The organism is Pseudomonas sp. NBRC 111127 (genome assembly GCF_001320345.1).
In the GTDB taxonomy this organism is placed as follows: Bacteria; Pseudomonadota; Gammaproteobacteria; order Pseudomonadales; family Pseudomonadaceae; genus Aquipseudomonas; species Aquipseudomonas juntendi.
Genome location: NZ_BCBD01000060.1, coordinates 1 through 23,183, shown reverse-complemented (window position 1 = coordinate 23,183; position 23,183 = coordinate 1). Strand labels below are relative to the sequence as shown.

Below are 23,183 nucleotides of genomic sequence, written 5' to 3'. Positions count from 1 at the left end.
TTCAAGACCGCCTTGGCTTTGCTCCATCGCAGACGACTGGTCTTGATTCTGTAGCCAACTGGCATAAACTGCGCGGCCGTTTTGCCTCCGGAAGCCTTTTCCCATGTCTGACGTAACCCCGGCCCGTGCCCTGGGCATCGACTTTGGCACCTCCAACTCCACGGTTGGCTGGCACCGCCCTGGGGTCGAGTCGCTGATCGCCCTGGAAGACGGCAAGATCACCTTGCCCTCGGTGGTGTTCTTCAACATTGAAGAGCGGCGCCCGGTCTATGGCCGCCTGGCACTGCACGAGTACCTGGAAGGCTACGAAGGCCGCCTGATGCGCTCGCTGAAAAGCCTGCTGGGCTCCAAGCTGATCAAGCACGACACCAGCGTGCTGGGCAGTGCCTTGCCGTTCAAGGACCTGCTGGGCATGTTCATCGGCGAGCTGAAAAAACGTGCCGAAGCGGCCGCCGGCCGCGAGTTCGACCAGGTCGTGCTGGGGCGCCCGGTATTCTTCGTCGACGAAGACCCGGCCGCCGACCAGGAGGCCGAGGACACCCTGGCCGAGGTGGCACGCAAGCTCGGCTTCAAGGACGTGTCGTTCCAGTACGAACCGATTGCCGCCGCGTTCGACTACGAGTCGACCATCAGCCGCGAAGAGCTGGTACTGATTGTCGACATTGGCGGGGGTACCTCGGACTTCACCCTGATCCGCCTGTCGCCAGAGCGCCACCTGCTGGCCGAGCGCCAGGGCGACATCCTGGCCACGGGCGGCGTGCACATCGGCGGTACCGACTTCGACAAGCAGCTGAGCCTGCAGGGCGTGATGCCGCTGTTCGGCTACGGCAGCCGCATGAAAAGCGGCGCCCTGATGCCGACCAGCTACCACCTCAACCTGGCCACCTGGCACACCATCAACGCGCTGTACTCGCAGAAGTCGCAGCTGGCGCTGGGCAGCATGCGCTACGACATCGAGGACAGCTTCGGCATCGACCGGCTGTTCAAGCTGATCGAGCAGCGTGCCGGGCACTGGCTGGCGATGGAAGTGGAAGCCAGCAAGATCGAACTGACCGAGCGCGACAGCCGCCGCATCGACCTGCACCGGGTCGAGCCTGAACTGTCTGCCGAACTGACCCGGGTGCTGTTCGAAGAGGCCATTGAGGGGTTGCTGGAGCGTGTGCGCGGCAGCGTGAGCGAGCTGCTGGCCAAGGCCGGGGTGAGCGAAGGCCAGGTCGACACGGTGTTCTTCACCGGTGGTTCCAGCGGGATTCCGGCATTGCGCAACAGCGTGTCGGCGATGTTGCCCAATGCGCGGCATGTGGAGGGCAATATCTTTGGCAGTATTGGTAGTGGGCTGGCGATCGAAGCGCGCAAGCGGTACGGGGTAGCCTGATCCATTTTGGGGCTGCGTTGCAGCCCATCGCGACACAAGGCCGCTCCTACAGGGTGAGGTGCAATCATTGGATGCACGCAGTCGGCTGTAGGAGCGGCCTTGTGTCGCGATGGGCCGCAGCGCGGCCCCGGCAATCTGTCAGACCAGCTCGGCCCGCTTCAGCTCACTTTTCAGGTAGGCATAGTAGATCGGCCCCGCCACCACCCCAGGCAGCCCGAACGCCGCCTCGAACACCAACATCGCCAGCAGCAGCTCCCACGCCTTGGCGCTGATCTGCCCACCCACGATACGGGCGTTGAGGAAGTACTCGACCTTGTGGATGACGATCAGGTAGCCCAGCGCCGCCGCCGCCACCCAGATCGACAGCGACAAGCCGACGATGGTGATCAGGGTGTTGGACATCAGGTTGCCGATCACCGGCAGCAGCCCCAGCAGGAAGGTCAGTACGATCAGCGTCTTGGTCAGCGGCAGGTGCACCCCGAACAGCGGCATCACCACTGCCAGGAATATGCCGGTAAAGGCCGTGTTGAGCAGCGAAATCTTGATCTGGGCGAAGACGATGTTGCGAAACGCCTGTACCAGCAAGGCCAGGCGCTCGAACAATGCCGCCGCCAACGGCTTGCGGCGGGACACATCGGGAATGCGCTGCAAGGCAATGATGGCGCCGAGGATCATGCCGATCAGCAGCGTGACGAACATGTGCGCCATGCCCTTGCCGACCAGTTGCAGGTCGCTGAGGTGGCTTTTGATCCAGTCGCCGATGGCGACCTTGAATTCGGCAGCACTGGCGGGCAGGTAGGCTTCGATGAACGGCGGCAGCTGGCTGCGGGCCTGTTCGACCAGGGCCATGAACTTGTCCAACGAGGCGCCGGGGTTTTCCGCCTCGTGCAGCAGGAAGCTGAACGCGCCGGCAATCAGCAAGCTCAGGCTGAGCACTACCAGCGTGCCCAGCAGCGCCACCGCCAGCCAGCGCGCGCGTTGCCCGGCCAGCAGGGGTTGCAGGCGCGGGGTCAGCATGTTGACCAGTTCGAACACCAGCAAGCCGGCCAGCAGGCTGGGCAATAACTTCAGCGGCAAAGCCAGCAGCAGGCCGGCCATGACGATGATCAGGCTGGCCAAGGTAATCTGACGCGGGGTAAAGGTCATACAGCCTCGAAGGCAGACAGCGGGAATGCCCGCAGTCTGCCAGCCTTGACGGCGCAGGCATAGGCGCAGGTCACTTCTTCTTCAGGCAGTCACTCATGAACGCTTTGCGCTCGTCCCCCTTCAGGGCTTTGGTGGTGGCGTCGGCGTTGCAGGTTTTCATCTTTTCCTGCTGGGTTTGCGGGGCGCTCTTCTTCAGGCAGGTGCTCATGAAGGCCTTGCGCTCATCGCCCTTGAGGGCCTTGGCGGTGGCGTCGGCATTGCAGGTTTTCATTTTTTCCTGCTGCGCGGTGTTGGCAGCGAAGCCTTGGGCGCTGAACATCAACGCCAGGGCCAGTAACGGGATGTGCAGCACTTTCATGGAGTGGTCTCCTGGGCTCCGTGCCCGATGCACGGGTGTCGAGGTGAGAGTGTAGCCAAGAATTTCAGCCCCCAGCCCCCCACATCCACCGTTAAAGGCCTGCCGCCTTGAGCCGCGCGGCGTGTTCGGTGAACAGCCGAACCGGCTCGGCACCCCGCCCTACGGCGCCGAACTGCTGGTTGACGATATCGAGGTGGTCGAGCGGGTAATCGTCACCGATCACCTGCCCCAAGTGGGAGCTGAAGCGCCCCACCATACCGTCGCACTGGCCCTTTTCCCTGACGAAGCTGCGGGCGAACAGGCGGCAGAAACGGTTGCTGCCATCGAAGCGGTTGCGCCCCCGGTCGGTCAGCCCGGGCTGCAAGGTGCCGGACCATGAGTAATAGCGCACTCCGTTGACTTCATGGGCACCTTCCCCGCCCCAGGTGGCCGGCAAGCCCTGTGGGTAAGCCTGGTTGAACAGTGCCACCCCGGCGCTGGTCAGCGACTGATGCGAGGCATGCACATCCACCGGCAACGGGCCGCGCCGCCAACCGGTTTCCAGCCACCCCAGCACCACGGCAAGGGCATGCAGCACCGCTCTCAGCATACGCCCCTGGGGCGAATCCCCCGGCGCCGTGCGTTGCAGGTGGTCGGCCAGCTCCGAGCCATGGTTGGGCCCGGCCACCGAGGTGACCGATGCCACCCTGGCTGGCCGCCTGGCGGCTGCGTAACGCGCACTCAGGGCGCCTTGGCTGTGGCCGATGAGGTTGACCCTGGCGGCGCCTGTGCGCCTGCAGATGTCTTCGATGATGGTCAGCAGTTGCTCGCCGCGCACCTCACTGCTGTGCAGCGGCGAAACCTGTACCGGGAACACCCGCGCGCCCCCTTTGCGCAAGGCCGGGACAATACCGAACCAGTAGGGATAGAACCCCGCCCGGACGAACCCGAGCATCCCTGGCCCCAGTACCAAGGGGTATTGCGTAGCCAAATCCTGCTGCATTGCCCCTGACCCTTTGCGTGGAGGTTTGGCCAACCCTACAGCGGCTTTCGTGGGCATCGCAATCGAACTCCTGGCGCGCGCTGTTGTTCAAAACCACACAGACCCTTTGCAAGGAGCGGGACCATGTACAAGCAGACCCTGGCAATCCTTCTGGCAAGCGCCACCCTGGCCGCCTGCGGCAGCCGCCCGGAAAACCCGGTCGACTACGTCACCTACCGTGACGAACCGCTGGTCAAGCAGGTGGAGCACGGCATGACCATGCAGAAGGTCATCGCCATTGGCGGTAGCCCATCGAACGTGATCGACCTGCCGCACGGGGGCACCTGCAACGACTACATTCTTAACCACGATGGCAAGCAACAACCGTATTACGTGCGTTTCGACGCCACCGGCCATGTTGATGCCAAGGGTTTCAAAACCTGTAAACAACGCGAAGAAGACAGCGAGGCCATTCACGGCGCGTAAGTCTCACCCTGCATGCCACGACCACCCTGATGCTTTCGGAGATGAACATGAGTGCTACAGAACTGACCGATGTAAAAACCCTGCGCGAACGTGCCCGCCAACATGTTGAGCAAGGCGCCGTGACCGAGGGTTACCACGCCGACCGCGAACAGATCCTGCGCCTGCTGAACGAGTCCCTGGCGACCGAGCTGGTGTGTGTGCTGCGCTACAAGCGCCACTACTTCATGGCCAGCGGTATCAAGGCAAGCGTTGCCGCGAGCGAATTCCTTGAGCATGCCAACCAGGAAGCCGAGCACGCCGACAAGCTGGCTGAGCGCATCGTGCAGTTGGGCGGCGAGCCGGATTTCAACCCCGACAACCTGACCAAGAACTCGCACGCTCAGTATGTGGCCGGTAATTCCCTGAAGGAGATGGTGCTGGAAGACCTGGTCGCTGAGCGCATCGCGATCGACAGCTACCGCGAAATCATCCAGTACATCGGCGACAAAGACCCTACCACCCGCCGCATCTTCGAAGACATCCTGGCGCAGGAAGAAGAGCACGCAGACGACATGTCCGACTTGCTGCAAGGCTTGTAAGGACCAGGGGACGCTTAGCGGAATGCCAGTCAGTTAAGCGTTACTGGGGCTGCTCTGCAGCCCTTCGCGGGCACGCCCGCTCCCACAGGTTTGGCGCTGAAATCAAGACATGCGCGATTACCTGTAGGAGCGGGCGTGCCCGCGAAGGGTCGCAAAGCGGCCCCAAATTACTTAACTGACTGGCATTAGGCGCTTAGCGCCCCTTGTAAGAGCGGGTTTCCCGCGAAGAGGCCGGGCCTACCGGCGGCTATCTCCTGGCCATTCACCGTCGCATCTGCCACCGCATTCGCGGGTAAACCCGGTCCTACAGCGACCGTGCGTGGTAATGGCCGGCAACACAGCTAGCTGCTATTTACGCCCTTTCACCGCAGCGGGTGCCTTGCCTGCCTTCATCTGCTGCAACAACGGTGTGCACTGGTTCGGATCATCGCCACTGCTGGGTGCAATCAGCGCCAGCAAACCGGCTGCAGGCCCTGCCACAACCCCCAACGCCACCATGCCCGCACCGCGCAACGCCAATGGCACCGCCTGTACACCCGCATTGGGTTTGGCAAATGGCCCGCGTACATACAGCGGCGAACGCAGCGAGAACAGCCGTAGCCCTTTCGATTCAGGGGTGATCTTCAGGTCCAACTGCTCACTGGCAAAATTCGCCGTACCATTGATATAGATGATCGCGTTCTCGGTGTCGAAGATGAACAGCCGGGTCGAGGCCAAGCCGTCCTTGATGCCTACATCGGCCGCCGCGCAGTTGATCTGCACGTCCTCATCGCCAAACAGCTTGCCGACCACATAGTTGCCCACGTTCAAACCCGCAATCTCCATCAGGCTGCGGCTGATGGCGCCATCGTTGACCAGCATGCGCAGGTCGCCATTGGCCGTGCCTAGCAGGGCAGCGACGGAATTGCCACGGCCACTGATATCGGCATCGCCATTGAGCTCACCAAAGCTGGTCTGCATGGGCGCGAAACCGGGGAACAATTGCTTGAGCTTGAAGCCACGGGCGGTCAACTGTGCCCGCCCTTGCAGCGGCACGCTGCGCCCATCCAGGCGAATGTTGGAGGCCAGGTTGCCACCGGCCACGCCAAACCGCAGCGGCTCCAGGCGTAGCAGCCCGTCATCGAGAATCACGTGCGCCGCCAGGTCGTTGAACGGCAGTTGCGCACTGTGCACGATGCGCTTGCCGGCAAAGGTCACGTCGGCGTCCATGGCGCGCCAGCGATCGGTGCGGAACTCTTCCACCGGCAGCACCTTGCCGGCCGGTTGCTTGCTGGCCCCGCCACGGGCCTTCTGCTCGGCATTGGAGTCAGCGCCGATCAGCGGCGCCAGGTCCTTGAACAGCAGCTGGTTGGACACCAGCTTGCCCGTCAGCTTGGGCCGTGGCTGGCTGGCGACGAAGGCCAGGTCGCCGTGGATGTCGCTGTCGCCGATCTTGCCGTTGAAACCCTCGTACTTGAAACGCGCACCTTCGGCTGCATGCAGGTTGGCGCTGAGCCGGCCGTCCGTGGAATAGGCCGGGGTGTCGGGCAAGGTCACCCCCGTCAAAGGGTAGAGGTTGCCCAGGCTGGCGCCCGACAGGCGCAGGCGCAGGTCAAGGGCACCCAGGTTGCGTGGGTCGGTCAGGGTGCCGGCAAGTACCACGTGCGTATCGGCAATGCGCACGTCGGCCTGCAACGGGAACGGCTGGGTGGCGTCCTGCAGCGCCAGCAGGCCACCGATCTTGCCGGTGCCAGACACCGGCTGCCCCTTGTAGCGGCCCTGGACCTTGAAAGCAAAGGCGTAATCCTGCGCTCCGCCGGCTTTTTCAGCGCTGGCCTTGCCAACGATTTCGCTGAAGGGGATTGGCTTGCCCAATGGGTCAACCTGCACCTTCATGCGGGTTTTCAAGGTCTGGTCGTCGAAGCTGACATTGCCTTGGTCAAAGCCGATGGCACCAATGTCCAACTGCCATTTGGAAGGTGCCTCGTTTTCGTCCTTCGGCCCGAAGTCGAATGTCCAGTTGGCCCGGCCATCTGCCAACCGGGTCAGGCTGGCCGTGGGCTTGGTCAGGTTGATGCGCGGAATGCTGATCTTCTGCACCAATAGCGCAAGTGGCGCCAGGCGGAACTCTACGCGCTCCAGGCCCACCATCTTCGGCTCCTGCAACCACTCAGGGTTGCCCAGGGTGAGGTCTTCGGCGGTGAAGTGCGGCCATGGCACCCAGGCACGCCAACCGCCTTCTTCTGGCTCGGTACGCCAATGCACGGCGAGGTTGCCGTTGATTGCGAATGGCCGATGCAAGGCCTCGGACACCTTCTCGTTGAGCAACGGCTTGACGCGGTTCCAGTCGAAGGTGGCGATCACCACTACCAGTATTGCCAGCAGCGTGAGCAGGGTGGCGAGGGTCCAGACGAGGATTCTGGCGGGACGCGTCATTGCGTGATTCTCCTTGCGGGGCTCGAAACAGGCGCGGCGGTGGCACTTAGTATCTGGGACTGACGAAAACCCGTGGGGTTTTATCGGTAGCGTCATCTTAGCGAAGTTTTTCCTGGCCATTCGCTCAGCAAATCGTGGCGCGGCGGCGCTCATGTTACCCTACAACAGCCTCGGCATTTTGCCATCAACAAGCCTGCAAGGCGCTTAACAGAGCGGTCGCCGAGCTCTATCAATATGGTCGATTGTTACCATTATCCGTATGAACTTCTCTCTGGCGTTACCCGGCGTAGCATTGGCTCCGTACCCACTTTCCCGCCCCCGAGAGGAGCACCGAATCATGAAACGCCAACTGCTGACCCTGACCCTGTCCATCCTGGCCGCCAACGCCTTTGCCCTGCCAGCCGCTGAACAACACCTCACTGCGGAATCGCGTTCGAGCGCTGTCGAAATTGCCCAACCGCTGAAAACAGTCGCCGAAGGTGGTTCGGACCGTCTGATCGAACAATCCGGCCGCGTGGCCGAAGGTGGCTCGGACCGCCTGATCGAACAATCCGGCCGCGTGGCCGAAGGTGGCTCGGATCGCCTCATCGAACAGTCCGGCCGCGTGGCCGAAGGTGGCTCGGACCGCCTGATCGAACAATCTGGCCGCGTAGCCGAAGGTGGCTCGGATCGCCTCATCGAACAGTCCGGCCGCGTGGCCGAAGGTGGTTCGGATCGCCTGGTTGCAATCAGCCACGTGAGCTGATTGCCATGGCTGAAAAGAACAACCTGTGTCACACCGCTTGCTCCCCTCCCAGCCCGGTCATTGACCGGGCTTCGTTTTTTTAACTAGAGTGCCCAGCCTTACCGTCACAGAAGCCCGCACCATGCTGCCGCGCGCCGAACAGAAGCTACAGACTCGCCAGGCCCTGCTCGATGCCGCCTGCCAGCTCATGGAAAGTGGCCGGGGCTTTGGCAGCATCAGCCTGCGCGAAGTGGCCAAAACAGCCGGCATCGTGCCAACCGGCTTCTACCGGCACTTCCCGGATATGGACGCCCTGGGCCTGGCCCTGGTGGCCGAGATCGATACCACCTTCCGCCAGACTATTCGCCTGGTCCGCCACAACGAATTCGAGCTGGGCGGCATCACCGACGCCTCGGTGCGCATCTTTCTCGATGTAGTCGCCGCCCACCGCGCACTGTTTCTGTTCCTGGCGCGGGAACAGTATGGTGGGTCACAGCCGGTGCGCCAGGCCATTGCCCGCCTGCGTCAGAACATAAGCGACGACCTGGCCACCGACCTTGCGCGCATGAAACGCTGGCAGCACCTGGACAGCGCGGCGCTGACGGTGATGGCCGACCTGGTGGTGAAAACGGTGTTCGCCACCCTGCCCGAGCTGATCGACAGCCCAGAAGCGGGTTATCCACAGGCCCTGTCACCGCAGGAAAAGATCACCCAGCAGTTGCGCTTCATCTTCGTCGGGGCGCGGCATTGGCAAGGGTTAGGCAACCCAGGCTGATCGCCTTTCGCTCAACGCCGCCCGGCCAGTCGAGCAAGCGCACCACCGGGCTACCGAAAACCCCACTTCTGCTACCATGGCGCCCTGCCCGACAGCCACGAGCGCCGACATGTCCGACCCCCGCCCTACCCTGCCCGCACTGGCCCGTTTCAACCAGCACTTCGCCGAGCGCATCGTGCCAATGTGGCAAGGCCCTGGCTGGAATGCCGACATGGCACTGCCCTACGAAGCCCTCGACGCCCAGCACCGGCCGTTACCGGTACAGCGCTACCGGGCCATGGCCTGCGCCCGCCAGTTGTACCTGTTCAGCAGCCGCATCGAACAACCGGGCGCCGCCGAGCGTGCAGCCGCGCTGTTCCGCTCGTTGCAGAAGCACTTTCACGACGCGGAGCACGGGGGCTGGTTCTACAGCATCGATGCCCAGGGCAACCCGCTGGACCGGCGCAAGGACCTGTATACCCACGCCTTCATCGTCTTTGCCTGCGCGCACTACTGGGGCAAGGTCGGCGAAAGCCTGGTGGAATCCACACTCAATGCCGGCCTCGACATCATCGACCAGCAGTTCGCCAGGGACGATGGCCTGTACGAAGCAAGCCTGGGCGAGGATTGGGCAGACCTGGGCAGCGGGCCCCTGCAGAATCCACAGATGCACCTGGCCGAGGCCTTCCTGCAGGTACTGGCTGTTCGCGACGACGAACATACCCGGCAGTCCCTGCTGCAACTGTGTGCAGCACTCCAGGCGCATTTCGTCGAACCGGCCCATGGGCTGATGCTGGAGAAACCGCGCGGGGCTGTGGATAACTGGTACGAGCCTGGCCACCAGTTCGAATGGTTCTACCTGTTGCACACCTCCCCGCTGCTGCGAGATACGCCGCTGCATGCCTCGATCGACCGGGCGTTCAGCTGCGCCGAACAGCAAGGGGTGCAGGGTGGCGCAGTGCTCGCCATGCTGGGCGTGGACGGCCAGGTGCTGGACGCCACCCAGCGCATCTGGGCACAGGCGGAATACCTGCGTGCGCTGGTGCTGCGCGCTGGCGGTGAAGCCAGGTTGCCTGAACAGTTGCAGGTGCTGGAAGCGCGGTTCTTGCGCGAGGCTGGCTGGTACGAATGCCGGGATGGCGAGGGTGCCGTCAGCCGGCATGACATGCCTTCGACTACGCCCTACCACCTCGCAACTTGCCTGGAAGGCTTGCAGCGCCTGAGCTGAAGCCTTCGCGGTCGTTGCCGCCGAGCGGCCCTGGCTCAGCCCTTGACCGACCGGTCGATCGAGAACCCGGCCCAGTCCTGGCTCACCGGCATCAGCTCAAGGCTGTTGATGTTGATGTGCGCGGGCTGGTTGAGGATCCAGAAGATGGTCTCGGCAATGTCCTGCGGCTGGATAGGCTCGGCGCCTGCGTAGGTGGCGTCATACTTGGCCTGGTCACCACCGAACCGTACCAGCGAAAATTCACTTTCGCACAGGCCCGGCTCGATATTGCTCACGCGCACACCTGTGCCACGCAGGTCGCAGCGCAGGCTCAGCGAGAACTGCCCGACAAAGGCCTTGGTGCCGCCATACACGTTGCTGCCCGGGTACGGATAGTTGCCGGCCACCGAACCGACGTTGAGGATCGACGCCCCACGGCCATGGGCAATCAACCGTGGCAGCAGCAGGCGGGTGGTGTACATCAGGCCCTTGATATTGGTGTCGACCATGGTTTCCCAGTCGTCCAGGCTGCAGTTCTGCGCCGCATCCACGCCCAGCGCCAGGCCGGCGTTGTTGACCAGGCCCTGCAGCTTGTCGAAGCCGGCTGGCAGGCTGGCAATGGCCTGCTCCATGGCTTTGCGGTCACGCACATCGAGTACCAGGCCATGTACTTCGGTCTTGGCAGAAAGCTCGGCGCACAAAGCGTCCAGGCGCTCCTTGCGACGACCGGTTAGCACCAGCTTCCAGCCGGCTTCGGCGAAACGGCGGGCTGTGGCCTCGCCGAAACCCGACGTGGCGCCAGTGATGAATACGGTGGATGACATGCTCTGTTCCTCGCTGTGGGTGGTCATGGCAGTTTTGCAGCATGCCCGTGGCCAACGCTGGCGGCAAGCCGAAAAGGCAGCTGGTCATTTTTTGTTCATGTGCGGCAAACCCTTGTGGCAGAAGCCTCCGCGCCAGCTATGCGCATGTTATCCACAGGGCTTTCCCCACGGATTGGGGGCAACTTCGCTGTCCGGCGGAACCCTTTCAGCCCGTCTTGGTCGGCGGCGTTCTTTTCGGTGGTGGCGCAAGGCTTTCAAGCATGCCGCCTGTAGCGGGATGTCCAAGGCTTTTACACAGAGTTATCCACAGAATTTGCGCAGTGCTGGGAGTGGTTGGAATGACGTGATTTGCCTGGGAAAACAATCCACAGAAGTGCACTGATCAAAAAATGATCATGACGCTGTAGGGCTTGATGGTGTTGGGTTGGAGGGGGATACCACCATGTTTTCCACAGGCGGTTCCACATTATCGGTGGAAAAGATTTGGCTTGTGGGAAGCGGGGTTGGGTAGCTGTGGGTGAACGGGTTGGAGGCCCGGCTAGGTTGAGTTGTCCACATGGGGAGGGGGCTGCGTTGCAGCCCATCGCGACACAAGGCCGCTCCTACAGGGGGCCGCGACCCACCGTGGGATCGCGGCCCCTAGGGGGAACTAATGCCCACCCAGGTAAGCGCTGCGCACTTCTTCGTTGACCAACAACTCTTGCCCAGTCCCGGTCATGCGAATTTGCCCGTTGACCATCACGTAGGCACGGTCCGACAGTTTCAGGGCGTGGTTGGCGTTCTGCTCCACCAGGAAAATGGTCATGCCGGTCTTCGCCAGTTCCCGCAGGGTAGAGAAGATCTGCTTGACCACGATGGGTGCCAACCCCAGCGAGGGCTCGTCCAGCAACAGCAATTTTGGCCGGCTCATCAGCGCCCGGGCAATCGCCAGCATCTGCTGCTCGCCACCGGACATGGTCATGGCCCGCTGGTTACGCCGCTCTTTTAGGCGCGGGAAGAGTTCGTACATGCGCTGCATGTCTTCGGCGGCATGCTTGTCGCCAATGGGGATGGTCCCCATCATCAGGTTTTCCTCGACGCTCATGTCGGGGAATACCCGGCGCCCTTCCGGCGACTGGGCGATGCCGTTGGAGGCAATGTAGTGCGATGACTTGCGGGTAATGTCGGTGCCACGGTAGACGATCTGCCCGGAAGCCGCCCGCGGCTGCCCGAAGATCGACATCAGCAGGGTCGACTTGCCGGCCCCGTTGGCGCCGATAAGGCTGACCGTCTCACCTTCGTTGATGTGCATCGATACCTTTTTCAGCGCCTGGATCGGCCCATAGAACACGTCCAGGTCCTTCAGCTCGAGAATGGGTGCACTCATACCAGTTCCTCTTCGTCTGCACCCAGGTAGGCAGCGATCACCGTCGGGTTGTTGCGGATGTCCTGTGGCGCACCCTCGGCAATCACGTTGCCGTGGTCCAATACCACGATATGGTCGGAAATGCTCATGACCATGCCCATGTCGTGTTCGATCAGCACCACGGTGATATCGTGCTCGTCACGCAGCACGCGAATCATCTGGCTAAGTGCCTCGGTCTCCTGCGGGTTCAAGCCCGCCGCCGGTTCGTCCAGGCAGATGATTTTCGGTCGCGTGCACATGGCGCGAGCGATTTCCAGGCGGCGCTGCTGGCCATACGACAGCTCACCGGCCAGGCGGTTGGCGCAGTCGACCAGGTCGACCACCTCCAGCCAGTAGAAGGCGTGGTCCAGCGCATCGCTTTCGGCCTTGCGGTATGCCTTGGTATTGAATACCCCCGCCAGCAGGTTGCGGTTGACCCACATGTGCTGGGCCACCAGCAGGTTCTCCACCACCGACATTTCCTTGAAAAGCCGGATGTTCTGGAAGGTGCGCGCCAGGCCGGCGCGGTTGACCAGGTGGGTGCCGCCGAACATCTTGTAGTACAGGCGGCTGGCAAAGCGTGCTGGCGAGACGAAGTCGGCCGCCTGGAAACGCTCGCCCAGCAGCTGGATCACATTGGTGTGGCTACCGCGCACGTTCAGTTCGATGCGCCCGCCGCTGGCCTTGTAGAAACCGGTCAGGCAGTTGAACACCGTGGTCTTGCCGGCGCCGTTGGGGCCGATCAGGGCGAAGATCTGGTTGCGCCTGACCTTCAGGCTCACGTCGCTGAGCGCCTTGATGCCGCCAAACTGCATCATCAGGTTGTCGACCGACAGAATGATTTCGTCGCTCATGGCGCCACTCCTTTACGCGGGGTCACACCGGTACGGCTGATGCGGATCAGCCCCCGCGGTCGCCAGATCATCATCAACACCATCAGTACCCCGAACAGCAGCACCCGGTACTCGGAGAAGCTGCGCAGCAACTCGGGCGCCACGGTCAGCACGAATGCTGCAATGACGACGCCCACGGTGGAGCCCATGCCACCCAGCACGACGATGGCGAGAATCAGCGCCGACTCGAAGAAGGTGAACGACGAGGGGTTGACGAAGCCTTGGTACGTGGCGAAGAACACGCCGGCCAACCCCGCGGTGGAGGCACCCAGGGTGAAGGCCGAGAGCTTGACCAGCACGTGGTTCAGGCCCATCGAACGGCAAGCGATCTCGTCTTCGCGCAGCGCTTCCCAGGCCCGGCCGACGGGCATGCGGGTCAAGCGGTGCTTGATGTTCAGTACGGCCAGCACGACCATGAACAGCACCGCATAAATGAACACGAACTTGAGGTTGGGGTTGTAGGCAAAGCCGAAGAACTCATGGATGGGCACCCCACCGTCCTTGGCCCGGCGGCCGAACTCCAGGCCAAAGAAGGTCGGCGCCGGCGCCGGCATGCCGTTGGGGCCGCCGGTGAACGACAGCCAGTTGTTCAGCACCAGGCGAATGATCTCGCCAAAGCCCAGGGTTACGATCGCCAGGTAGTCACCGTGCATGCGCAGCACCGGAAAGCCCAGGATGCACCCGGCAAGGGCCGCCGCAATGGCTGCCAGTGGCAGCACACTCCAGAAGCCCAGGCCAAGGTACTGGTAACCCAGTGCAAGGCCGTAGGCGCCAATGGCGTAGAAGGCCACGTACCCCAGGTCGAGCAGGCCGGCCAGGCCGACCACGATGTTCAGGCCCAGGCCCAGCAGCACATAGATCAGGCCGAGGATGACCACGGTCAGCAGGTACTTGTTGGCGAAGATCGGGAAGACGATGGCAATCACGATCAGCGCCGGGATGATGTAGCGCAGCCGCGACACATAGTTCGGCGCCCGCACATGCACGCCCGAGCCACCGCTGTCGAAGCCTTCGAGCATGCGCCGGCCGGCGGCGGTCTGCACATACAGGCTGAGCAGGAAACGCCCGAGCATCACACCACCGACCAGCCAGGCCACGCGGCGGGGTTCAGCGTTGAAGGTATAACCGTCGAGCACCACGCCGACGATCGGGCCGAACACGATCAGCGCCAGCAGGCCGGCGACGAGGGTTTCGAGCAGGCTGCGTTTGATATCGAAACCTTTGGTTTCAGAGGCAGAAGCAATTTTGGCAATCGACATGTTCACACCTTAGCCACGAGCGGGCGACCCAGCAGGCCTTGTGGGCGGAAGATAAGGATCATCACCAGCAGCGAGAAGCTGAACACGTCCTTGTAGTCGGAGTTGATCAGCCCGGAGAACAGCGATTCGGAGATCCCCAGGATGATTCCGCCGAGCATGGCGCCCGGCAAGGAGCCAATGCCACCGAGCACTGCGGCGGTGAATGCCTTGATGCCGATGATGAAGCCGGCATAGAAGTCGAAGGTGCCGTAGTTCATGGTGATCAGCACGCCTGCCAGGGCGGCCATCACTGCACCAATGACGAATACGTAGGAAATGACCCGGTCGGTGTTGATGCCCAAAATCGAGGCCATCTTGCGGTCTTGCTGGGTAGCGCGGCACATGCGGCCGAGCTTGGTGTACTTGATCACGTAGGTCAGCAGGCCCATGCCCAGGAATGCCGCCACCAGGATGAAGATCTTGGTGTAGGTCAGTTGCACGAAGCCGGTGCCGACATCGATGCGCATGGCGCCTTCGAGCAGGGTTGGCACGCCTTGCTGGCGAGCGCCTTGGCTGATCTGTGCGTAGTTCTGCAGGATCAGCGAAATGCCGATGGCGCTGATCAGCGGTGCCAGGCGGGTAGAGTTACGCAGCGGCTTGTAGGCGATGCGCTCGATGGTGAAGCCGTACACCCCCGTGACGACGATGGTGAACAACAGCGTGCCCAGCATCAGCAGGGGAAACGACTCGACGCCAAAATAGGCCAGCAATGCCAGGCTGATCGCCGCCAGGTAGGCGGAAATCATATACACCTCGCCGTGCGCGAAGTTGATCATGCCGATAATGCCATAGACCATTGTGTAGCCGATGGCGATCAGGCCATAGACCGACCCGAGGGTCAGGCCGTTGACCAGTTGCTGCAGGAAAATACCATCCATAACGCAATCTCACTGAGCGAGACTGCACGCATGCCGACCACGCAAGGCCACGGACAATGCGGCCCCAGCAGTGCACGACCGTGCAGGTCTCCGAATAAGGACAGGTACCGCAGGGGCTCAGGCCCGGGCGCATGCGCAACCCGGGCGGGTGGCCGTTATTATTTTTGTTTGTCCAGCTGGTGGTACTTGCCGTCCTTGTCCCACTGGTAGACCACGTAGTCGGACACGGTCAGGTCGCCCTTGCTGTCCCACTTCTTTTCGCCCATGACGGTCTGCACCGGGTTGGCCTTGAGCCACTTGGCAGCGTCTTCGCCCTTGTTCGACTTGGCGCCGTTGAAGGCGGCGGCGAGCGCCTGCAGCGAGGCGTAGGCGTACAGGGTGTAGCCTTCCGGTTCAGTGCCCGCCTTGCGGAACTCCTCGACCACGGCCTTGCTGTCTGGCAGCAGGCGCGGGTCGGCGCCGAAGGTCATGTACACGCCATCGACGTACTGCGCGCCGCCGGCGGTAGACACCAGCTCGTCGGTGACGATGCCATCATCCGACATGAACTTGACGTCCTTCAGGCCCTGTTCGCGCAGTTGACGCACCAGCGGGCCGGCTTCCGGGTGCAGGCCGCCGAAGTAGACCACATCGGCACCGGCAGCACGGATCTTGGTGACCACGGCGCTGAAGTCTTTCTCGCCACGGGTCAGGCCTTCGTACAACACAGGCTTGACGCCGCGTTTTTCCAGCTGTGCCTTGGTGGCATCAGCCAGGCCTTGGCCGTAGGTGTCCTTGTCGTGCAGCACCGCGACTTTCTTGCCCTTGAGCACGTCGACAATGTAGTCGCCGGCGACCACGCCCTGCTGGTCGTCACGGCCACACATGCGGAACATGGCACTCAGGCCGCGCTCGGTGACCTGTGGGTTGGTCGAACCGGGCGTAATGGCGATCACGCCGGCCTCGTCATACACCTCGGAGGCCGGGATGGTATTGGACGAACAGAAGTGGCCGACCACCCCGATCACCTTGTCCTGGTCGACCAGGCGGTTGGCTACGGCAACGGCCTGTTTCGGTTCGCAGGCGTCATCGCCTTTGACCAGCACGATTTTCTCGCCATTCACGCCACCCGCGGCGTTGATCTTGTCGGCCGCAGCTTGCGCACCTTTCATGTACTGCTCGCCGAACGCTGCGTTGGCCCCGGTCATCGGCCCCGCTACGCCGATCTTGACGTCGGCCTGGACATACGAAGAAACACCCAGTGCCGTGGCTACGGCAAGCGCCAGGAAACCTTTCTTGTAAAACGTCTGCGACATGAGGTGGTGCTCCTAGAGTTTTTTTGGTTGGCACTACAACTTCTCAGCCCAATGCTCAGAGCAAGGGCCGTGCCATCGGTTTTGTCTCACGGAAAATCACACCACCATCGGCACGTAGAGGCGATCGACGGCCTTTTCTTTATTGAGCGTGCAACCGTCTGCCACGCGCCGGGCGCCACCACCCGTACAGACAAGGCGCAACCGCCGCGCGCCATCATTGCAACCCTGCCGGGTGTTTACGTGCAACCGGCCTGTAACAGCATACGTCACCGAACTGCACACCCGTGGTGCGTGACTGCTACAGGCAGCACCGTTTCAAGGCTGGCGGGTGCACCGAAAAACACGCGGATTTGGCAGATACGCGGCCCTGCAGGAGCGGGTTCACCCGCGAACAGGCCAGCGCAGACACAACAAGGCCGAAAAGGCTGGCACAATGTCCCCCATTCGCCGCCTCCGGAGCCCCTTTGATGAGCGAGAGCGCATTCGCCGAGCGCATCGTGCACAACCTGCTCGACACCGATTTCTACAAACTCACCATGATGCAGGGTGTGCTGCACAACTACCCGGACGCCGACGTCGAATGGGAATTCCGCTGCCGCAACGGCGAGGACTTGCGGCCGTATCTAGGCGAAATCCGCCACCAGCTGGAGGTGCTCAACGACCTCACGCTCGATGATGGCCAGCTGGGTTTTCTGGAGCGCATCAGTTTCCTCAAGCCCGACTTCCTGCGGTTTTTGCGGCTGTTTCGCTTCAACCTGCGCTATGTGCACCTCGGCATCGAGCACGATCAGCTGTTCCTGCGCCTCAAAGGCCCTTGGCTGCATGTGATCCTGTTCGAAGTGCCTTTGCTGGCGATCATCAGCGAAGTGCGCAACCGCCACCTGCACCCGCATATGCGCCTGGCCGAGGCACGCGACCAGCTGTACCGCAAGTTCGACTGGCTGCGCGCCCACGCCAGCGACGACGAACTGGCGGAACTGCAGGTAGCCGACTTTGGCACCCGCCGGCGCTTTTCCAGCCGCGTGCAGGAGGAAGTGGTCCGGGTACTGCGCGACGACTTCCCTGGCCGTTTCGTCGGCACCAGCAACGTCGACCTGGCATGGAAACTGGATATCAAGCCGCTGGGCACCATGGCCCACGAGTGGATCATGGCGCACCAGCAGTTGGGCCCGCGGCTGATCGACAGCCAGATCGCCGCGCTGGACTGCTGGGTGCGCGAGTACCGCGGCCTGCTCGGTATCGCCCTGACCGACTGCATCACCATGGATGCCTTCCTCGGCGATTTCGACCTGTACTTCGCCAAGCTGTTCGATGGCTTGCGCCACGACTCCGGCGAGCCGGTAGCCTGGGCCGAGAAAGCGATCGCCCATTACCAGAAACTGGGTATCGACCCGATGACCAAGACCCTGGTGTTTTCCGACAGCCTCAACCTTACCCGCTCCCTGGAAATCTTCCGGGCCCTGCGCGGGCGCATCAACGTCAGCTTTGGCATCGGTACCAACCTGACCTGCGACATACCGGGTGTGGTCCCCATGAGCATCGTGCTTAAAATGACCGACTGCAACGGCGCACCGGTGGCCAAGATTTCCGACGAAGCGGCCAAGACCCAGTGCCGCGACGCCAACTTCGTTGCCTACATGCGTCACGTATTCAAAGTCCCCAGCAAGGAGTAACCCATGCAAGCGGTTCAGCAAGAAATTGCCCAGGCGCTGAAGGTCCAGCCGCCGTTCGCCGACGCGGCCGCGCTCGAGGCCGAAGTTGCCCGGCGCGTGGCGTTCATCAAGGACTGCCTGGCCAACGCCCGGCTCAAGACCCTGGTACTGGGCATCAGCGGCGGGGTCGACTCGCTGACCGCCGCCCTGCTCGCCCAGCGCGCCATCAACGAACTGCGCGCCGAAACCGGTGACCAGGCTTATACCTTCATCGCCGTCCGCCTGCCGTACCAGGTGCAGCATGATGAACATGACGCCCAAGCCTGCCTGGACGTGATCAAGGCCGACGAAGTGCACACCGTGGACATCGCCCCGGCAGTGCGCGCCTTGGCGGCTGAAGTGGCGGAATTGAAAAGCGGCTCGCCGGCGCTGGTGGACTTCGTGGTCGGCAACGTCAAGGCACGCACGCGCATGGTGGCCCAATACACCATCGCCGGCGCGCGCGCAGGGCTGGTGATCGGTACCGACCACGCCGCCGAAGCGGTGATGGGCTTCTTTACCAAGTTTGGTGATGGTGCCTGCGACCTGGCACCGCTGAGCGGCCTGGTAAAAAACCAGGTGCGGGCCATTGCACGCAGCTTTGGCGCGCCGGAGTCACTGGTGGAGAAGGTGCCGACTGCAGACCTGGAAGACCTGGCACCGGGCAAACCGGACGAAGCCTCGCATGGGGTCACCTACCAGCAGATCGACGCGTTCCTGCATGGGCAGCCGGTCGACCAGGCAGCGTTCGACATCATCGTGGCCACCTACCGCAAGACCCAGCACAAGCGCGAATTGCCGTTCGCCCCTTGATCAGGCTGTAGCACTACCTGTAGGAGCGGGTTTACCCGCGAATGCGGTGCCAGATCCACCATCGCATTCGCGGGTAAACCCGCTCCTACAGGGCTCGGCGTCAGCTGATTACTTGACGACAACCTTGCCTTTCATCATCGAGATGTGGCCCGGGAAGGTGCAGAAGAAGCTGTAGTCACCACCGGCTTCCAGCTTGGAAGGGTCGAACTTCACTTCGGTTTCTTTTTCCGGCGCGCCGATCATTTTGGTATGGGCAATGATCGCGGCGTTGTCAGCCTTGATGTAGTCCTTTTCCAGGCCCTGGCTCATACCTTCGGTCGCAATGCCCTGCATGTCGGCAGTCTTGCTGATCACCAGGTTATGACCCATGACGTTCTTCGGCAGGTTGCCGGAGTGGGTCAGTTTGACCGTGAATTCCTTGCAGCTTTTGTCGACGGTGATTTCCTTGGTGTTGAAGGACATCTGGTCAGTGGAGTCGACAGTTACCGAGCACTCGGCGGCGAAGACAGAGGCGCTGGCGAGGGTCAGCAGGGATACCGCTACAGCTTTCGCAAACATCATGAATCTCCTTGGCAGGGTTTTATCAATTGCGAGACTGCCTGAAACCGTTCAGCACCCTGCTGATATGGGTCAAGGGGGTGTCAAGTGGCCAGTCAGTTGAATTGTTCAATGGATTGTATACAACCAATCTAAGAGCACATCATGCCCTTTTATTGGACGATGGGACAACCTCTCATTTAGGAGCAATACCAAATGCCCATCTCCCAGTTTCTGAACAGCCTGCTCGCCGCCTACGCCCACGGTGCTACCGGCGCGATCTGCGAATTCTCGCGCCCGGAATGAACCCGGCCTTGGAAGCGACGGTCAGCCACCGTACCCTGTCACCCTGAGTGACTGGAGGTGAGTAATGCCCGTACGTTCCGTTTGTGTGTTTTGTGGTGCCAGCATCGGCAGCAACCCCGCCTACCGTGAGGCGGCGGTCGCGCTGGGCCAGGCGATTGCCCGCCGAGGCTGGACGCTGGTGTATGGCGGTGGTGCAGTTGGCTTGATGGGTGTGGTAGCCGACGCCGCGATGGCAGCGGGTGGCGACGTGGTAGGGATCATTCCGCAGAGCCTGCTGGACGCCGAGGTCGGCCACAAAGGCCTGACGCGGCTGGAAGTGGTCGATGGCATGCATGCGCGCAAGGCTCGCATGGCGGAGCTGAGCGACGCGTTCATCGCCTTGCCGGGTGGCCTGGGTACGCTGGAAGAGCTGTTCGAGGTCTGGACCTGGGGGCAACTGGGCTACCACGCCAAGCCGCTGGGGCTGCTGGATGTGAACGGCTTCTACGACAAGCTTGGCGGGTTCCTCGACCATATCGTCGAGGAGGGTTTCGTGCGCCCGCAGCACCGGAACATGTTGCTGCTGGGGCAGCAGCCGGATGAACTGCTGGGCGGGATGGACCGCTTTGTCGCGCCAGTGGCGCCGAAGTGGGTCGACAAGAAGCCTGACTAAACCAGATTCAGGGGCTGCTTTGCAGCCCAATCGCCGGCAAGCCAGCTCCCACAGGGACAATGCTCGCTTTGGGGTTTGTGCAATCCCTGTAGGAGCTGGCTTTCCGGCGATTGGGCCGCAAGGCGGCCCCCGAAATCAGCGCGGAATGACTGGCTGGCGCGGCTTCTTGCCCTTGCCGCCACCGCCCTTGCCCGCTTCCTTGCGCTCCTTGGCCGCCTGCTGGTTACGCGCAAACGCCTCGGCCTTGGCCTTCTCGCGCTTGTCCCACGGCTTGCTGCCATCGCTGCCACGCGGTGGCAGGCCCGTGTGCTGGGTCAGGATTTTCTGGTCCTTGCCCACTTTGTGGCTGCCCGCCGGGGTCGAGTTCTTGCGGCGCGCGCTCTGGTAGCTGTCGGTCTGCGGCTGGTGCGCCGGAATCAACTGGTGCTTGCCAGGCCCGATCAGGTCGGCGCGGCCCATGCGCTGCAGCGCTTCGCGCAGCATTGGCCAGCCTTTCGGGTCGTGGTAGCGCAAGAATGCCTTGTGCAGACGGCGCTGCTCGTCACTCTTGACGATTTCCACACCTTCGCTCTTGTAGGTCACCTTGCGCAGCGGGTTCTTGCCCGAGTGGTACATGGCGGTGGCCGAGGCCATCGGCGACGGGTAGAACGCCTGTACCTGGTCGGCACGGAAGCCATTGCCCTTGAGCCATAGCGCCAGGTTCATCATGTCTTCGTCGGTGGTACCCGGGTGCGCGGCAATGAAGTACGGGATCAGGTACTGCTCTTTACCCGCTTCTTTCGAGAATTTCTCGAACATGCGCTTGAAGCGGTCATAGGTACCAATGCCCGGCTTCATCATCTTGTCCAGCGGGCCACGCTCGGTGTGCTCCGGGGCAATCTTCAGGTAGCCACCTACGTGGTGGGTGACCAGCTCCTTGACGTATTCCGGCGACTCCACGGCCAGGTCGTAGCGCAGGCCCGAGGCAATCAGGATCTTCTTCACCCCTGGCAGGGCGCGAGCCTTGCGGTACAGCTCGATCAGCGAACTGTGGTCGGTGTTGAGGTTCTCGCAGATGCCAGGGAACACGCACGAGGGCTTGCGGCAGTGCTTTTCGATGTCGTGACTCTTGCACGCGATGCGATACATGTTCGCAGTCGGCCCGCCAAGGTCGGATACCACGCCGGTGAAGCCTGGCACCTTGTCCCGCATCTCTTCGATTTCGTGCAGGATCGACTCGTGCGAGCGGTTCTGGATGATGCGGCCTTCGTGCTCGGTGATCGAGCAGAAGGTGCAGCCGCCGAAGCAGCCACGCATGATGTTGACCGAGAAACGGATCATCTCGTAGGCCGGGATACGCGCCTTGCCATACGCCGGGTGCGGTACACGGGCGTAAGGCATGCCGAACACGTAGTCCATTTCCTCGGTGCTCATCGGAATGGGTGGCGGGTTGAACCACACGTCCACGTCACCGTGTTTCTGCACCAGTGCACGGGCGTTGCCCGGGTTGGTCTCCAGGTGCAGCACACGGTTGGCGTGGGCATAGAGCACCGGGTCGTTACGCACCTTCTCGAACGATGGCAGGCGGATGACCGACTTTTCCCGCGTGACCGCCGGGCTGTCGAGAATCTGTACCACCTTGGCTTCGTTCGGGTCTTCCTGGTCGCCCTTGGCCTGCTCGATGGCACAGGCCTGGGTGTCCTGGGTGTTCACGTAGGGGTTGATGATCTTGTCGACACGGCCTGGGCGGTCGATGCGGGTCGAGTCGATTTCGTACCAGCCCTGCGGCGTATCACGGCGCACGAAAGCGGTGCCGCGCACGTCGGTGATGCTTTCGATGCTTTCGCCACTGGACAGGCGCTGGGCCACCTCGACCACCGCCCGCTCGGCGTTGCCGAACAGCAGGATGTCGGCGCTGGCGTCGATCAGGATCGAATGGCGAACCTTGTCCTGCCAGTAGTCGTAGTGGGCAATGCGACGCAACGATGCCTCGATACCGCCGAGTACGATCGGTACATGCTTGTAGGCTTCCTTGCAGCGCTGGCTGTACACCAGGCTGGCGCGGTCTGGTCGGCTACCGGCCAGGCCCCCCGGGGTGTAGGCATCGTCGGAACGGATTTTCTTGTCCGCGGTGTAGCGGTTGATCATCGAGTCCATGTTGCCGGCGGCCACGCCGAAGAACAGGTTGGGCTCGCCGAGCTTCATGAAGTCGTCTTTGGACTGCCAGTTCGGCTGGGCAATGATGCCCACGCGGAAACCCTGGGCTTCCAGTAGCCGGCCGATGATGGCCATGCCGAACGAGGGGTGATCGACGTAGGCATCCCCGGTCACGATGATGATGTCGCAGGAATCCCAGCCGAGCAGATCCATCTCCTCCCTGCTCATTGGCAGGAAAGGTGCTGGCCCGAAGCATTCGGCCCAGTACTTGGGATAGTCGTAGAGTGGTTTGGCTGCTTGCATGTCAGTGACCGGTTCTGGTGTGCAGGAAAATCGCGGGCGCGAAATATAGCACAAATTTTGACCAAATCCGACTGGATTCGTGGGGGATTGGTGGGTGGGGTGACGGTTGGCTGACTTAGTGGTTATAAGGGTGCCAGGTGTTCACCGCAACATTTTCAGCGCCTTGGCC

At 62.2% G+C, this 23,183-nt stretch carries 21 protein-coding genes; 9 read left to right on the top strand and 12 right to left on the bottom strand.

Annotated elements, in window-relative coordinates; all coding sequences use genetic code 11:
• The first annotated feature begins 103 nt into the window (after window positions 1-103).
• Window positions 104-1,375, top strand: a complete 1,272-nt coding sequence (locus APH30_RS13245; RefSeq protein ID WP_009683290.1) for an Hsp70 family protein — start codon at window positions 104-106, stop codon at window positions 1,373-1,375.
• Window positions 1,376-1,513: 138 nt separating this feature from the next.
• Here the strand turns inward: APH30_RS13245 and APH30_RS13240 are convergent, their stop codons facing one another.
• The 3 genes from APH30_RS13240 to APH30_RS13230 form a co-directional block, all read right to left on the bottom strand.
• The gene (locus tag APH30_RS13240) at window positions 1,514-2,521 is read right to left on the bottom strand and encodes an AI-2E family transporter (RefSeq protein WP_009683291.1); all 1,008 of its coding nucleotides are present in this window, start codon (window positions 2,519-2,521) and stop codon (window positions 1,514-1,516) included.
• Between the two features lie 70 nt (window positions 2,522-2,591).
• Window positions 2,592-2,879, bottom strand: coding sequence for a PsiF family protein (locus APH30_RS13235; RefSeq protein ID WP_029885715.1), 288 nt, complete (start codon window positions 2,877-2,879; stop codon window positions 2,592-2,594).
• Between the two features lie 91 nt (window positions 2,880-2,970).
• A complete protein-coding gene (locus APH30_RS13230) occupies window positions 2,971-3,861 on the bottom strand; it encodes a triacylglycerol lipase (protein WP_054912819.1) in 891 nt (296 codons plus the stop codon).
• Between the two features lie 123 nt (window positions 3,862-3,984).
• Between APH30_RS13230 and osmE the strand changes: the two genes are divergently transcribed.
• Together osmE and APH30_RS13220 are read left to right on the top strand one after the other, a co-directional pair.
• Window positions 3,985-4,326, top strand: a complete 342-nt coding sequence (osmE, locus tag APH30_RS13225; protein ID WP_054912818.1) for an osmotically-inducible lipoprotein OsmE — start codon at window positions 3,985-3,987, stop codon at window positions 4,324-4,326.
• Between the two features lie 47 nt (window positions 4,327-4,373).
• Entirely contained in the window at window positions 4,374-4,904 is a 531-nt protein-coding gene (locus tag APH30_RS13220) for a bacterioferritin (RefSeq protein WP_009683295.1), read from the top strand.
• Between the two features lie 348 nt (window positions 4,905-5,252).
• On the opposite strand, the gene APH30_RS13215 is transcribed toward APH30_RS13220, so the two are convergent.
• Window positions 5,253-7,319 carry an AsmA family protein gene (locus APH30_RS13215; protein ID WP_054912817.1) on the bottom strand — a complete coding sequence of 689 codons (2,067 nt, stop codon included), beginning with the start codon at window positions 7,317-7,319 and terminating at the stop codon, window positions 5,253-5,255.
• A gap of 337 nt (window positions 7,320-7,656) precedes the next feature.
• Here APH30_RS13215 and APH30_RS13210 point away from each other — a divergent pair, with 337 nt between their 5' ends.
• The 3 genes from APH30_RS13210 (at window position 7,657) to APH30_RS13200 (ending at window position 10,025) form a co-directional block, all read left to right on the top strand.
• Window positions 7,657-8,064: a hypothetical protein gene (locus APH30_RS13210; RefSeq protein WP_054904947.1), complete on the top strand. Its 408-nt coding sequence runs from the start codon at window positions 7,657-7,659 to the stop codon at window positions 8,062-8,064.
• Window positions 8,065-8,185: 121 nt separating this feature from the next.
• Window positions 8,186-8,818: a TetR family transcriptional regulator gene (locus APH30_RS13205; RefSeq protein ID WP_009683298.1), complete on the top strand. Its 633-nt coding sequence runs from the start codon at window positions 8,186-8,188 to the stop codon at window positions 8,816-8,818.
• A 109-nt stretch (window positions 8,819-8,927) separates the two neighbouring features.
• A complete protein-coding gene (locus APH30_RS13200; protein ID WP_054912816.1) occupies window positions 8,928-10,025 on the top strand; it encodes an AGE family epimerase/isomerase in 1,098 nt (365 codons plus the stop codon).
• Between the two features lie 35 nt (window positions 10,026-10,060).
• On the opposite strand, the gene APH30_RS13195 is transcribed toward APH30_RS13200, so the two are convergent.
• The 6 genes from APH30_RS13195 to APH30_RS13170 all read right to left on the bottom strand — a co-directional run bounded on the left by APH30_RS13195 (window position 10,061) and on the right by APH30_RS13170 (window position 16,576).
• A complete protein-coding gene (locus APH30_RS13195) occupies window positions 10,061-10,828 on the bottom strand; it encodes an SDR family oxidoreductase (RefSeq protein ID WP_029885720.1) in 768 nt (255 codons plus the stop codon).
• A 649-nt stretch (window positions 10,829-11,477) separates the two neighbouring features.
• Entirely contained in the window at window positions 11,478-12,194 is a 717-nt protein-coding gene (locus APH30_RS13190) for an ABC transporter ATP-binding protein (RefSeq protein ID WP_054912815.1), read from the bottom strand.
• Complete coding sequence (locus APH30_RS13185) at window positions 12,191-13,066, bottom strand: ATP-binding cassette domain-containing protein (protein ID WP_029885721.1); 876 nt, start codon at window positions 13,064-13,066, stop codon at window positions 12,191-12,193. Before APH30_RS13185 ends, APH30_RS13190 begins: the two co-directional genes overlap by 4 nt.
• Window positions 13,063-14,364, bottom strand: a complete 1,302-nt coding sequence (gene livM / locus APH30_RS13180; RefSeq protein WP_054912814.1) for a high-affinity branched-chain amino acid ABC transporter permease LivM — start codon at window positions 14,362-14,364, stop codon at window positions 13,063-13,065. The genes APH30_RS13185 and livM overlap by 4 nt, the downstream gene beginning before the upstream one ends.
• 2 nt (window positions 14,365-14,366) lie before the next feature.
• The gene (locus APH30_RS13175) at window positions 14,367-15,281 is read right to left on the bottom strand and encodes a branched-chain amino acid ABC transporter permease (protein ID WP_009683306.1); all 915 of its coding nucleotides are present in this window, start codon (window positions 15,279-15,281) and stop codon (window positions 14,367-14,369) included.
• 158 nt (window positions 15,282-15,439) lie between these two features.
• On the bottom strand, window positions 15,440-16,576 hold the full coding sequence (locus APH30_RS13170; protein ID WP_009683307.1) for a branched-chain amino acid ABC transporter substrate-binding protein: 1,137 nt from the start codon (window positions 16,574-16,576) through the stop codon (window positions 15,440-15,442).
• A gap of 467 nt (window positions 16,577-17,043) precedes the next feature.
• On the opposite strand from APH30_RS13170, the gene pncB reads away from it, so the two are divergent.
• Both pncB and nadE read left to right on the top strand, forming a co-directional pair.
• Window positions 17,044-18,249 (top strand): nicotinate phosphoribosyltransferase, encoded by a 1,206-nt coding sequence (gene pncB, locus APH30_RS13165; RefSeq protein ID WP_009683308.1) that lies wholly within the window; start codon window positions 17,044-17,046, stop codon window positions 18,247-18,249.
• Between the two features lie 3 nt (window positions 18,250-18,252).
• Complete coding sequence (nadE, locus tag APH30_RS13160; RefSeq protein WP_054912813.1) at window positions 18,253-19,080, top strand: ammonia-dependent NAD(+) synthetase; 828 nt, start codon at window positions 18,253-18,255, stop codon at window positions 19,078-19,080.
• 108 nt (window positions 19,081-19,188) lie between these two features.
• Here nadE and azu read toward each other — a convergent pair whose 3' ends face one another.
• Window positions 19,189-19,638, bottom strand: coding sequence for an azurin (gene azu, locus APH30_RS13155; protein WP_029885725.1), 450 nt, complete (start codon window positions 19,636-19,638; stop codon window positions 19,189-19,191).
• A 349-nt stretch (window positions 19,639-19,987) separates the two neighbouring features.
• Between azu and APH30_RS13150 the strand changes: the two genes are divergently transcribed.
• Complete coding sequence (locus APH30_RS13150; protein ID WP_054912812.1) at window positions 19,988-20,575, top strand: TIGR00730 family Rossman fold protein; 588 nt, start codon at window positions 19,988-19,990, stop codon at window positions 20,573-20,575.
• A gap of 135 nt (window positions 20,576-20,710) precedes the next feature.
• Here APH30_RS13150 and APH30_RS13145 read toward each other — a convergent pair whose 3' ends face one another.
• Window positions 20,711-23,014 (bottom strand): YgiQ family radical SAM protein, encoded by a 2,304-nt coding sequence (locus tag APH30_RS13145; protein ID WP_054912811.1) that lies wholly within the window; start codon window positions 23,012-23,014, stop codon window positions 20,711-20,713.
• Window positions 23,015-23,183: the final 169 nt, after the last annotated feature.